The organism is Streptomyces sp. NBC_01235 (assembly GCF_035989285.1).
Lineage (GTDB): Bacteria > Actinomycetota > Actinomycetes > Streptomycetales > Streptomycetaceae > Streptomyces.
This window is the reverse complement of sequence record NZ_CP108513.1, coordinates 3,178,125-3,190,756: the sequence shown is the minus strand read 5'-3', so window position 1 is coordinate 3,190,756 and position 12,632 is coordinate 3,178,125. Positions and strand designations below refer to the sequence as shown.

Genomic DNA, 12,632 nt, shown 5'->3' with positions numbered 1-12,632 from the left:
GACCCAGGCTCCCGAACCGGGCCGCCAGGACCGCGGTCCGCCCCGCCCGGTCGCCCGGTCACACCTCGGCCCACGCCGCCGCGATCCGCGCCGCCAGCCGCACGTTGCCGCGCACCGCCGCCAGATTGGCGCTCAGAGACGCCCCGTCGGTGTGCCGGACCAGGTAGTCGAGCAGAAACGGCGTGACACCCTGGCCGGTGACGCCCGCCTCCTCGCACGCGTGCAGTGCGTCGGCGAGCACACGCGTGTGCAGCTCGGGATCCAGCTGCTCCTCCTCGGGAACCGGGTTGGCGACGATCAACGCCGACTCCGGCAACCCGAGCGCGTCCTGAGCCCGCATCACCTCGGCCACCTGCCGCGGGGTCTCCAGCGTCCAGTCCACGGGTTGACCCGAGTCGGACAGGTAGAACCCGGGGAACCGGTCGGTGCCGTACCCGGCGACGGCGACGCCCAGAGTCTCCAGCCGCTGCAGGGTCGCCGGTACGTCCAGGATCGACTTCACCCCCGCGCACACCACCGTGATCCGTGTACTCGCCAGCAGCCCCAGGTCGGCCGACTCGTCCTGGGTGACCGTCCACTCCCGATGCACCCCGCCGAGCCCGCCCGTCGCGAACACCCGCACACCCGCCAGCGTCGCCAGCAGCGCCGTCGCCGACACCGTGGTCGCCCCGCTCGCCCGGGACGCCACCGCGAGCGGCAGGTCGCGATGGCCCAGCTTGCGGAACCCGTCCTCGTTGGCGACCCGCTCCAGTTGCTCCTTGTCCAGGCCCACGTGGGGCCGCCCGTCCAGCACCGCGATCGTCGCCGGCACGGCGCCCTGCGCGCGTACGACCGCCTCCAGCTCCAGCGCCACCTCCAAGTTGCGCGGGCGGGGCAGCCCGTGCGAGATGATCGTGGACTCCAGGGCAACCACGGGTCGACGCGCGTCGACCGCGTCCCGCACCTCTTGCGACACCACCAGCACCACGCGCCCGCCTCCTGTCCATCGCCTTTCCCCTCATCTCTGGCGGGCGGCGCGTCCGGTCAAACCCTTGCGGCCTGTGGGGGACGACACCAGCCTGGGACGCATGACGGACAACACGACACGTCTCGACCACGTCGTCCTCTGGGTACGTGACCCGATCGCCGCCGCCGACTTCTACGGGAAGGCCGTCGGACTGGAGCCCGTCCGGCTCCCCGAGTTCGCCGCCGGCAAGGAACCCTTTCCCTCCGTACGCGTCAACGAGGAGGCCATCCTCGACCTCATGCCGTTGTCGATGGCGGAGCGCATGAAGATGCTGCCCGGCGCCGCCGACAGCGCGGGACACCCCGTGAACCACGTCTGCCTCGCCCTGCCCCAGGGCGACTTCGACGCCCTCCGCGCCCGCCTTCAGGAGGGCGCCGTCCCCGTCTCGGACGTCTCGCACGGCTCCTTCGGCGCCCGCGGCGAGGCCACGCGCAGCTTCTACTTCCGCGACCCGGACGGCAACGTCATCGAGGCACGGCACTACGACTGAGACAGACCCGCCGCGCTCTGGCCGGCCGTCTCGGTCCTGTCTCTCTTCCCCTTTCCCTTTCCCTTCCCGATTCCGTTCCGGGCGAAGAGCAGAAGATCGGTGTCGACGGGCGCCGCGGCGGCACGCTCGACGGCGGTCACGGCCTGCGCCGTATCGTGGCGCGGGCGTACGGATGCGTGACGAGTGTGGTCACCGGCGCAGTCTCCCCCTGCCGTCCGCCTCGCCCAGACCTCAGAACGCCTCGGAACGGCCCTCAGAACAGCGGTTCGGGCAGGACCCCTTCCAGAGCGAGCAGCTTCCGCTTTGTCTCCAGGCCGCCGCCGAACCCGCCGATGCCGCCGTCGCTCTCCACGACCCGGTGGCAGGGCACCACCACCGGCAGGGGATTGGAACCCATCGCCACCCCCACCGCCTGGGCCGCCCCCGGCTGCCCGACCCGCTTGGCCAGATCGCCATAGCCGACGACCGCCCCGTACGGGACGCCCGAGGCGAGTTCGCGCAGCACCTGTCGGTTGAAACCCGCGATCAGCGACCAGTCCAATGGCAGCTCGAAGTCGCGCCGCTCACCCGCGAAGTAGGCCTCGACCTGCCGTATGACCTCGGCCAGCAGAGGCGAGTCGGGTGCCTCGACGGGCTCCGTGCCCAATCGGCCGGCCAGCCGGTCGAGCGCCTTGTCGCGCACCGCGTCGGTGGCGTGAAACACGACGTTGAGCAGACCCTCGCCGGTCGCGGCCAGCAACAGCGGACCGATGTCGGTGCCGACGACGGTCCACACGACCTGCTGCTCGTACTGCCCATGGCTGTCCATGCGCCCACCGTACGGGCTGCCACTGACAACGCCCCGGGACCGCCGGACGTCAGTGCCCGCACACGTCAGTACTGGTACTCAGTACCGGCAAGGCCCGCCGCACCACGTCGGGCTTGTGCCTGATGACGCCGTCGACGCCGTAGCCGGCGACGGGCCGAGCGGTCGAGGCGTCCTCGACGGTCCAGGCAAACGCCTCCATCGGCCTGCCGTGCGGTCCGGTGAGCGCGTGCACGGCGGAGACGTATCCCCCGGAGAGGGAGGCGTGCGACGTGCGCGCCCGCGTACGAGGCATCGAACCAGCTGCCCGCGTCGAGCCGTGCGATCTCGGCCGCGGTGAAGTCCTTCACCTTCCAGGGAGCACACCCGGGAAACACCTCCTCGGCGTCGGTCGTACGGCGGAGACTGTCGTCGTGGATCACTACGAGCTCGCCGTCCTTGGTGCGCTGGACGTCGTTCTCCACCCAGAGGATGCCCAGCGAGGCGGCGTCGCCGACGGCGTCCAGGGTGTTCTCGGGGGGCGTAGGCGGAGGCTCCCCGGTGCGCGATCAACGAGGGCCGTGCGGCGATGTCTGCCCGGGCGTCGTGGACGGGGAGCGGGAGGGCGACGGTGCCCAGGACCGCGGCGGTGGCTCTGGCGGCAGCTGCGCGCGCGTGCATGCGTACCCCTCGCGCCGGGGTGATCGCGTACAGCTCACCTCTGGCAGCAGAGGGTCAACGGTGAGGGAGCGTCGGGGGAGTGCAGGACGGCCGCAGAACGAAAGGAGACGCCCGAGGCCGCTCACTGGTGCCGCACATGTGGGGCAAGGGCGTGTTTCTTTTCCGGAAAATCGTTCGACCATTCCGGTGGGGGTCATACTCTCTCTCAGCCTTTGGCCGCGCTGAGCGGTCCTGGGAGGGGCGCGTTCGGAAAATCCACCAACAGGGCGAAGGGCAACCGCGCATGCAAGGCACGGTCGACGGTTTCAGCTACGGACTCGTCACACCGCTGGTGGCCTACCTCATGGCCTGCCTCGGCGGTGCCCTCGGTCTGCGCTGCGCCACCAGAGCCCGGCTCGTCGCCCACTCCTGGCGTCCCGGCTGGCTCGCCCTCGGCGCGGCGGCGATCGGCTCGGGCATCTGGACCATGCACTTCATCGCGATGATCGGCTTCACGGTCGAAGGCGCCCCGATCCACTACGACAAACCGACGACCTACGCGAGCCTGGGCGTCGCCATCCTCATGGTGGGCGTCGGGATCTTCATAGTCGGCTACAAGGGTGCGTCCGGGACCGCACTGTTCACCGGGGGCACTGTCACCGGCCTGGGCATCGCGACGATGCACTACCTGGGCATGGCCGGGATGCGCTTCAACGGCAACTTCGAGTACAACACGTTCACCGTGGCCTGCTCCGTCGCCATAGCCATGGTCGCCGCCACCGCCGCCCTGTGGGCCGCGGGGCAGGTCAGGGGCTTCCTGTGGAGCGTCGGCGCCGGCCTCGTCATGGGGCTGGCCGTCGCCGGCATGCACTACACCGGCATGGCCGCCCTGAGCGTCCATCTGCACACCACCGAGGCTCCGGCCACGGGCGACTCGGCCGCCGCCCTCCTCGCGCCGATGCTGATCGGGCCCCTGGCCTTCCTCTGCCTCGCGGGCGTCGTGGTGATGTTCGATCCGCTGATGGTCATGGGCAAGCCCGACTGGACCCCCGCCGAGCACAAACCCGGCGTCCCGGCGCATCTGCCGGCCACACACCCGTCGCGCCGCTCCCAGCTCCGCGGCCGGCGGAAGGTGGCGCACCGCGGGTCCCGCACCCCGCAGAACCGCTGAGTCCCCCACCCGAGCAACCTCGGTGCCCGCTTCGGCCAAACCCCTGATCGGACCCCGTTGTCAGTGAGGGGTCGTACGGTGGATGGCATGCGGCCCGTTTCCCAGATCGAACGCACGGTGGCGCCTTTCGAGGTCGTCAGCCCCTACCAGCCCAGCGGCGACCAGCCGGCGGCCATCGCCGAGCTGGCCAAGCGCATCGAGGCAGGTGAGAAGGATGTCGTCCTGCTGGGCGCGACCGGCACCGGAAAGTCCGCGACCACCGCGTGGATGATCGAGAAGCTCCAGCGCCCGACCCTGGTGATGGCACCGAACAAGACCCTGGCCGCCCAGCTGGCGAACGAGTTCCGCGAACTGCTGCCGAACAACGCGGTCGAATACTTCGTCTCGTACTACGACTACTACCAGCCCGAGGCGTACGTCCCGCAGTCGGACACCTACATCGAGAAGGACTCCTCGATCAACGAGGAGGTCGAGCGCCTGCGCCACTCCGCGACCAACTCGCTGCTCACCCGCCGCGACGTCGTCGTGGTCGCCTCGGTCTCCTGCATCTACGGTCTCGGTACTCCGCAGGAGTACGTGGACCGGATGGTCCCCCTGAGAGTGGGCGACGAACTCGACCGGGACCAGCTGCTGCGCCGCTTCGTCGACATCCAGTACACGCGCAACGACCTGGCCTTCACCCGCGGCACCTTCCGGGTGCGCGGCGACACCATCGAGATCTTCCCGGTCTACGAGGAGCTCGCCGTCCGTATCGAGATGTTCGGCGACGAGATCGAGGCCCTGTCCACTCTGCACCCGCTCACAGGCGAGATCATCAGCGACGACCAGCAGTTGTACGTCTTCCCGGCCTCCCACTACGTCGCGGGCCCCGAGCGCCTGGAGCGGGCGGCCAACGACATCGAGAAGGAGCTGGGCGAGCGCCTGGCCGAGCTGGAGAAGCAGGGCAAGCTCCTGGAGGCCCAGCGGCTGCGGATGCGCACCACCTACGACCTGGAGATGCTCCGCCAGATCGGCTCCTGCTCCGGCGTGGAGAACTACTCGATGCACTTCGACGGCCGTTCGCCCGGCTCCCCGCCGAACACCCTGCTCGACTACTTCCCGGACGACTTCCTGCTCGTCATCGACGAATCCCATGTCACCGTCCCGCAGATCGGCGCCATGTACGAGGGCGACGCCTCCCGCAAGCGCACCCTGGTCGACCACGGCTTCCGGCTGCCCTCCGCCCTCGACAACCGCCCGCTGAAGTGGGAGGAGTTCCAGGAGCGCATCGGCCAGACCGTCTACCTGTCGGCGACGCCCGGCAAGTACGAGCTCTCGCGCGGGGACGGGGTCGTCGAGCAGATCATCCGCCCCACCGGCCTCATCGACCCGGAGGTCGTCGTCAAGCCCACCGAGGGCCAGATCGACGACTTGGTGCACGAGATCCGCACGCGGGTGGAGAAGGACGAGCGCGTCCTGGTCACCACGCTCACCAAGAAGATGGCCGAGGACCTCACGGACTACTTCCTGGAACTCGGCATCCAGGTGCGCTATCTGCACAGTGACGTCGACACGCTGCGCCGTATCGAGCTGCTGCGTGAGCTGCGCGCCGGCGAGTTCGACGTCCTGGTCGGCATCAACCTCCTGCGGGAGGGCCTCGACCTGCCCGAGGTGTCCCTGGTGGCGATCCTCGACGCCGACAAGGAGGGCTTCCTGCGCTCCGGCACCTCGCTGATCCAGACCATCGGCCGCGCGGCGCGCAACGTCTCCGGTCAGGTGCACATGTACGCAGACAAGATCACCCCGGGTATGGAGCGGGCCATCGAGGAGACCAACCGCCGCCGGGAGAAGCAGGTCGCCTACAACACGGCGATGGGCATCGACCCGCAGCCGCTCCGCAAGAAGATCAACGACATCGTCGCCCAGATCTCCCGTGAGGAGGTCGACACGGAGCAGTTGCTCGGCTCGGGCTATCGCGCGAAGAAGGACGGGCGGGGCACCAAGGCTCCGGTGCCCTCCCTCGGCGACAGGGCGGCCAAGGGCGCGAAGGCCAAGACGGCCAAGGGCAAGGCCAAGGAGACGGTGCCGACCGACCGTCCCGCGGCCGAACTCGCCGAGCAGATCGAGGAAATGACAGAGCGCATGCGGGCCGCCGCTGCGGACCTCCAGTTCGAGGTCGCCGCCCGGATCCGCGACGAGGTCTCCGAGATGAAGAAGGAACTGCGTCAGATGAGGGAGGCGGGTCTGGCCTGACGGACGTGCGGCCGCGGTGCCCGGGCCACGCACGCGCTGTGTTGCAAGAACGACACAAAGTGCGGGCCTGGGTACGGCACTGTCAGTGCCCTTGCGTAGGGTTTCCGTCAACCGCGGGGTCCGCGGCAACAGGGGACAGTCCGAGAGGGGAATCAGCGCGTGACCGTCAACATGACCAAGGGTCAGGCCATCAGTCTGCAGAAGAACGACGGGGGCAGCCTGACCGCGGTGCGCATGGGTCTCGGCTGGCAGGCGGCCCCGCGGCGCGGCCTGTTCGGCTCCCGGACCCGGGAGATCGACCTTGACGCCTCCGCCGTTCTGTTCGCGGACAAGCAGCCGGTCGACGTCGTCTTCTTCCGGCACCTGGTGAGCGACGACGGCTCCGTCCGTCACACCGGTGACAACCTCGTCGGCGGTGTCGGCCAGGGCGGCGACGACGAGGCGATCCTCGTCGACCTCGCGCGTGTGCCGGTCCACATCGACCAGATCATCTTCACCGTCAACTCCTTCACCGGGCAGACGTTCCAGGAAGTGCAGAACGCCTTCTGCCGTCTGGTCGACGAGACCAACGGCCAGGAGCTCGCGCGCTACACGCTCGCGGGCGGCGGCGCCTACACGGCCCAGATCATGGCGAAGGTGCACCGCGTGGGCGGGGGCTGGAACATGACGGCACTGGGCACGCCGGCCAACGGCCGCACCTTCCAGGACCTGATGCCCGCGATCCTGCCGGCGCTGTAGCGCGGCGAGCGGCACCCGACAACACCACACGCGACGCAGGGGGACGACAGGCGATGACGGCCGAGCTGGTGCGGGGGCAGAACCACCCGCTCTCCCAGGTCCGGCTCGAGATCCGGATCTCGGCCGGCCGGCCGGTCGTGGCGGCGGCCACGCTCGGCGACGAGAACGGCAAGGTCCGCGGCGTCGAATGGGTGGCCCACCCGGGCGTACCCACGCTGCCCGGCCTGGAGGTCTCCCGGCAGGCGGCCGCGGACCACCGCCTGGCGGTGGACCTGGACGCCATGCCGGCGGCCGTGCACCGGGTCGACGTCCTGCTCGCGTTGCCCGCTGGCGTCGGGGGGCCGGACAGCTTCGGTTCCGTCGCGGCCCCGTTCGTCGCGGTCACCGGCCTCGACGGCACCGAGGTCGCCACCTACACCATCACCGGCCTGGACGCGGAGTCGGCGGTCGTCGCCCTGGAGCTGTACCGGCGGCAGGACGCCTGGAAGGTGCGCGCCGTCGGCCAGGGCTACGCGGGCGGCCTCGCCGAACTCCTCACCGACCAGGGCCTGCCGCAGGCGCACCGGCTCGCGGCCGGTATCAACGACGCCGTCGCCCAGGGCCTGGCCCGCTCGGTGTCTGCTCCGCCGCGTACGACCGACGGCGACCGCTCCCGGCAGGCGGCCGCGTCAGCGCTCGGCCCGGACCAGAGCGGCTCGCCGTACGGCCCGCAGGGCACTCAGGGCGCCACCGGCCCGTACGGGCCGACCCAGGACCCGCAGAGCCCCTCGGGAACCGGCTACCCGGCGGGGATCACGCCGTCGGACCCCGCGGCCACCCAGCCGACGCCGCCGCCGGCACCCACCACCGGCGGCCCGGTCAACTACAGTCACCCGCGCCGGCAGAACGCGGCCCCGCCCCCGCCCCCGCCCACCGCGCCCCCGGGCATGCCCGGGCAGCCCGCCCAGCCCGTCGCGGGTGACGCGACCGGCTGGTCCATGGAGGAGCGGCTCTACAACCAGGTCTGGGGCATGTTCGAGGACCTTGCCCGCACCATGGCCGCCTACCGCAGCGCCGTCGACTTCGCCGACGCGCGGATGGAGAAGGAGCTCGACCAGGTCCTGTCCGACCCGCGCAGCAGGATCGGCGGTCAGGGCGACGCCGCCCGCGAGGCGGCGCAAGCCAGGCATGCCCAGCTCGTCGACCAGGCCCGGGAGGCCCTGGACCGGGATCTCGTCCAGCTCGGTGCCGAGGCCGACGTCGTCGAACCGGCGCTGCCCGCCGCGTACGCGCGCTGGGACAACCCCGTCTGGCAGGCCTACCGCGTGCCCATGGAGATGCCCATGGCGCTGCGCCTGGGCGACCTCCATCTGCCCGAGAGCGACCCACTGCGCATCCCGATGCTGGTGCGACTCCCGCTGGAACGCGGCCTGTGGATCGACAGCGGGGCGTCGGCCGCTTTCGACGGCTCGTTCGCCGACTCCCACGAACTGCGGCGCCTCGCCATGGAGTCGGCGGTGGCGCACACCGCCAGGCTGCTGGCGGTGCATCCGGCGGGCGAGTTCACCGTGCACGTCATCGACCCGGCCGGTTCGGCCGCCCGGGAACTGGCACCGCTGGTGCAGAGCGGGGTGCTCGCGTCGCCGCCCGCGGCCGGCGCGGCAGGCGTCGCGGCGCTCCTGGGCCGGCTCACCGAGCGCGTCGACCTGGTGCAGATGGCGGTGCGCGGCGGCGCCGCCGACTCGCTCCCGCCCGGCTTCGACACCGCCCAGCAGCTTCTGGTCGTCCATGACTTCCCGCACGGTTTCGACGACCGTGCCGTTACCCAGCTGCGCTACCTCGCGGACGAGGGCCCCGCCGTCGGCGTCCACCTGATGATGGTCGCCGACCGGGAGGACGCCGACGGTTACGGTCCGTTGCTGGATCCGCTGTGGCGTGGGCTGCTGCGGCTGACCCCGGTGCCCGAGGACCACCTCGCCGACCCCTGGGTGGGGCACGCCTGGACGTACGAACCGGCCCTCGTGCCGCCCGGCAGCCAGGTGCTCCAGCAGGTTCTCGCCCAGGTGGCGATGGCGCGCACCAAGTACTCGTAAAGAGCTTTGACCTGGGAACTTGGCATTTCTTTTGCCGATTGCTTTACCTTTTCTTGGTGGTTGGGGTACTGTTTTCCCTACGGAGGGGAGTACTCCCTGCTGCGGCGTACCCGTCAATACGGATCAGGCCTGATCCCGGGGCGTCGGCCCATCCTGGGTGGAAGAGACCTCCGGCAGCGCGACGACGCTGATTACCTGCCGTTACGTACTGCCGGAGGCGCAGTGGATGTTTCCCTGACCCTGTGGGTCCTGACCATCGTGGGCCTGGCGGCCCTCATCGCGGTCGACTTCTTCATCGGCCGCAAGCCGCACGACGTGTCGATCAAGGAAGCCGGGATCTGGACCGTCGTCTGGATCGCCCTGGCCGGGCTCTTCGGGCTCGGTCTGCTGATCTTCGGCGGCGGCGAGCCCGCCGGCGAGTTCTTCGCGGGCTTCATCACCGAGAAGTCGCTGAGCGTAGACAACCTCTTCGTCTTCGTCCTGATCATGGGCAAGTTCGCGGTCCCGTCGCAGTACCAGCAGCGGGTCCTGCTCGTCGGTGTCCTCATAGCCCTGGTCCTGCGGGCGATCTTCATCGCCGCGGGCGCCGCGATCCTCGCCAGCTTCGCGTGGGTGTTCTACATCTTCGGCGCCTTCCTGATCTGGACCGCCTGGAAGCTCATCCAGGAGGCCCGGTCCGACGAGGAGGACGAGGAGTTCGAGGAGAACAAGCTGCTCAAGGCCGCCGAGCGCAGGTTCGGCGTCGCCGACCGCTATCACGGAACGAAGCTGTGGATCGAGCAGAACGGCAAGCGGGTGATGACCCCGATGCTGGTCGTGATGCTCGCGATCGGTACGACCGACGTGCTGTTCGCGCTCGACTCGATCCCCGCGATCTTCGGCCTGACGCAGGACCCGTACATCGTGTTCACGGCCAACGCGTTCGCGCTGATGGGCCTGCGGCAGCTGTACTTCCTCATCGGCGGCCTGCTGAAGAAGCTGGTCCACCTCAGCTATGGCCTGTCGGTCATCCTGGGCTTCATCGGCGTGAAGCTGGTGCTGCACGCGCTGCACGAGTCCGGGGTCCATGTCCCCGAGATCGGCATCCCGGTCTCGCTCGGCGTCATCTGCTCCGTCCTGATCGTCACCACGATCACCAGCCTGCGCGCCTCGAAGAAGCAGGCGGCGGCCGAAGCGGCGCAGACAGCGAGCGAAGGCGCTCCGAAGGACAGCATCGGCGCCTGACCACGGACGACGTAGGAACAACCACCCCCGGGAACGGTGCGCGGCGAATTGCCGACCACCGCTCCCGGTGCTTCCTTGGGAGCTGGGCGTTTCCAACGGGGGCGCCGGATCCGGGTGGAGGCACCATGAGCGCACCGCAGCGGTTCGTCCAGATCGTCGACTTCGAGACCGACCGCATCGACGAGATGCGGGCACTTGCCGAGGAAGGGGAACAGCGCCTCGCAGGCCGGCCCGACGGCCCGACCCGCCGCCTCGTCCTCAAGGACAGGAGCCGGCCGAACCGCTACCTCGTGGTGATCGAGTTCGACTCCTACGAGGAGGCCATGCGCAACAGCGACGACCCGGAGACGGGCAAGTTCGCGGAGCGGATGGCCTCGCTGTGCACCCGGACCCCGTCCTTCACCGACTGCGACGTCGAGGACACCACCGAGTTCAAGTAGCGGCGGCAGCACGGGTCGAAGGGGCCGTACGGGCCGGAACGCGAAGCCCGTACGGCTCTGCGACGATCGCTGCATGATCGCTCGGCTCAGGTCGGTCGCGACCCGGCGGACCTCCCTCATGCCGGCGCCGGCGGTCGTTCTGCAGGCCTGACCTGGGCTTCGCCAAAGGAGTCTCGCCCACGATCGAGTCCGGCGTGGCGGCCGTCGGACTGCCCCACGCGGTCGTCGGTGTGATCACCGCCCTGCTCGTGCTGCTCCCGAGACCATCGCCGCGCTGCGCTCCGCCCGCCGCGGCCGGGTGCAGACCAGCCTCAGCTCGTGCTCGGCTCCGCGATGGCCGGCATCGGCCTCACCCTCCCCGCGGTCGCCCTGGCCTCCGTCCGGCTCTCCGGGCCGCTCGTCCTCGGCTCCACACACCACATGGTGCTGCTCGCGCTGACCATCGTGGTCAGCTCGCTGACGGTGCTCCCGGGACGGGCCACGCCGTTGCCGGCGGCGTACACCGCGTGCCGTTCGCGGAGTACCTGGAGCTGCCGATCAATCCGTGACAGGCTGCGCGGCGGCCACCGGCACCGGCCGCGTCTCCGGCAGCAGTGCGAAGCAGCCCAGGCTGAGCAGCGCGATCCCCGTCAGATACGCGCCCACACCCCACGGGACACGCCCCGAGTGCTCCGCGAGGGCCGTCGCCACGACCGGGGTGAGCGCGCCCCCGAGGACACCGCCGAGGTTGTAGCCGACCGCCGCACCGGTGCAGCGCACGCGTGGCGCGTACAGCTCTGGCAGGTACGCCGCGATCACCGCGAACATCGTCACGAACGCGACCAGCGCCCCCAGGAAACCGAGGAACATCGGCAACGGCTCACCGCTCGCGAGCAGCGCGACCATCGGGAACATCCACAGCGCGGCCGCCGCGCATCCGGCCAGGCACATCGGCCGCCGGCCGAGGCGGTCGCCGAGCATCGCCATCACAGGCGTCAGCGCGCCCTTCACCACCACGGCGGCCATGATGCAGGCCAGCATGACGGTACGGCTCACCCCGAGCCGCTCCGTCGCGTACGCAAGGGACCAGGTCGTGACCGCGTAGAAGATCGCGTACCCGACGGCGAGCGCTCCCGCGGTCAGCAGGACAAGCCGCCAGTGGTCGCGCACGACCTCGGCGAGCGGCACGCGCGCGTGGTCGTCGATCTCCAGGAACCGCGGGCTCTCGGGCAGCGACGACCTGAGCCACAACCCGAGCACGGCCAGCGCCCCGGCGGCCCAGAACGGCACCCGCCATCCCCACCGCGCGAACTGCGCCTCGGTCAGCGTCACCGACAGGGCCAGCACCACCCCGTTGGCGAGCACGAAGCCCACCGCGGGCCCGACCTGCGGAAAGCTCGACCACAGCGCGCGCCTCTCGGCCGGTGCGTGCTCCACGGTCAGCAGCACCGCACCGCCCCACTCCCCACCGAGCCCCAGCCCCTGGAGGAAACGCAGGACGAGCAGCAGCAGGGGAGCGGCCACCCCGATCGTGTCGTAGGTCGGCACACAGCCCACCGCGACCGTCGAGGCGCCGGTCAGCAGCAGGGAGACGACGAGGACGGGCCGGCGCCCGCGCCGGTCCCCGACATGCCCGAACAGCACCGATCCCAGCGGCCGGGCCACGAAGCCCACGCCGAACGTCGCGAACGCGGCCAGCGTCCCCGCCAGTGGCGAGAACGTGGGGAAGAACAGCGGCCCCAGGACCAGCGCGGCCGCGGTCCCGTAGACGAAGAAGTCGTAGAACTCGATGGCCGTCCCGGCGAGCGAGGCGGCCGCGAGCCGTGGCATGGAGGG

General features: G+C 70.4%; 10 protein-coding genes and 2 pseudogenes. 8 read left to right on the top strand and 4 right to left on the bottom strand.

The genetic code is table 11. The features are described from left to right. Positions 1 to 58: 58 nt before the first annotated feature. Positions 59 to 967 (bottom strand): pseudouridine-5'-phosphate glycosidase, encoded by a 909-nt coding sequence (locus tag OG289_RS13860; protein WP_327314309.1) that lies wholly within the window; start codon positions 965 to 967, stop codon positions 59 to 61. Between the two features lie 100 nt (positions 968 to 1,067). Between OG289_RS13860 and OG289_RS13855 the strand changes: the two genes are divergently transcribed. Further along, positions 1,068 to 1,496, top strand: coding sequence for a VOC family protein (locus tag OG289_RS13855; RefSeq protein WP_327314308.1), 429 nt, complete (start codon positions 1,068 to 1,070; stop codon positions 1,494 to 1,496). Positions 1,497 to 1,749: 253 nt separating this feature from the next. Here the strand turns inward: OG289_RS13855 and OG289_RS13850 are convergent, their stop codons facing one another. Together OG289_RS13850 and OG289_RS13845 are read right to left on the bottom strand one after the other, a co-directional pair. Beyond that, a complete protein-coding gene (locus OG289_RS13850) occupies positions 1,750 to 2,304 on the bottom strand; it encodes a methylated-DNA--[protein]-cysteine S-methyltransferase (protein ID WP_327314307.1) in 555 nt (184 codons plus the stop codon). Between the two features lie 49 nt (positions 2,305 to 2,353). Continuing rightward, positions 2,354 to 2,961 (bottom strand): annotated as a pseudogene (locus tag OG289_RS13845) (glycerophosphodiester phosphodiesterase family protein). A 283-nt stretch (positions 2,962 to 3,244) separates the two neighbouring features. On the opposite strand from OG289_RS13845, the gene OG289_RS13840 reads away from it, so the two are divergent. From OG289_RS13840 to OG289_RS13810, 7 genes and pseudogenes are all read left to right on the top strand, one after another. Then, entirely contained in the window at positions 3,245 to 4,111 is an 867-nt protein-coding gene (locus OG289_RS13840; protein ID WP_327314306.1) for an MHYT domain-containing protein, read from the top strand. 87 nt (positions 4,112 to 4,198) lie between these two features. Continuing rightward, complete coding sequence (gene uvrB, locus OG289_RS13835; protein WP_327314305.1) at positions 4,199 to 6,343, top strand: excinuclease ABC subunit UvrB; 2,145 nt, start codon at positions 4,199 to 4,201, stop codon at positions 6,341 to 6,343. A gap of 159 nt (positions 6,344 to 6,502) precedes the next feature. Beyond that, positions 6,503 to 7,081, top strand: coding sequence for a TerD family protein (locus OG289_RS13830; RefSeq protein ID WP_079663041.1), 579 nt, complete (start codon positions 6,503 to 6,505; stop codon positions 7,079 to 7,081). Positions 7,082 to 7,134: 53 nt separating this feature from the next. Continuing rightward, positions 7,135 to 9,153, top strand: a complete 2,019-nt coding sequence (locus OG289_RS13825; protein ID WP_327314304.1) for a TerD family protein — start codon at positions 7,135 to 7,137, stop codon at positions 9,151 to 9,153. A gap of 222 nt (positions 9,154 to 9,375) precedes the next feature. Then, complete coding sequence (locus OG289_RS13820; RefSeq protein ID WP_327314303.1) at positions 9,376 to 10,377, top strand: TerC/Alx family metal homeostasis membrane protein; 1,002 nt, start codon at positions 9,376 to 9,378, stop codon at positions 10,375 to 10,377. A gap of 125 nt (positions 10,378 to 10,502) precedes the next feature. Beyond that, positions 10,503 to 10,817, top strand: a complete 315-nt coding sequence (locus tag OG289_RS13815; protein WP_327314302.1) for a hypothetical protein — start codon at positions 10,503 to 10,505, stop codon at positions 10,815 to 10,817. Between the two features lie 152 nt (positions 10,818 to 10,969). Further along, positions 10,970 to 11,365, top strand: a pseudogene (locus OG289_RS13810) (ionic transporter y4hA); the annotation flags it as partial. Here OG289_RS13810 and OG289_RS13805 read toward each other — a convergent pair. Continuing rightward, a complete protein-coding gene (locus OG289_RS13805) occupies positions 11,355 to 12,626 on the bottom strand; it encodes an MFS transporter (protein WP_327314301.1) in 1,272 nt (423 codons plus the stop codon). The pseudogene OG289_RS13810 and the gene OG289_RS13805 overlap by 11 nt on opposite strands. Positions 12,627 to 12,632: the final 6 nt, after the last annotated feature.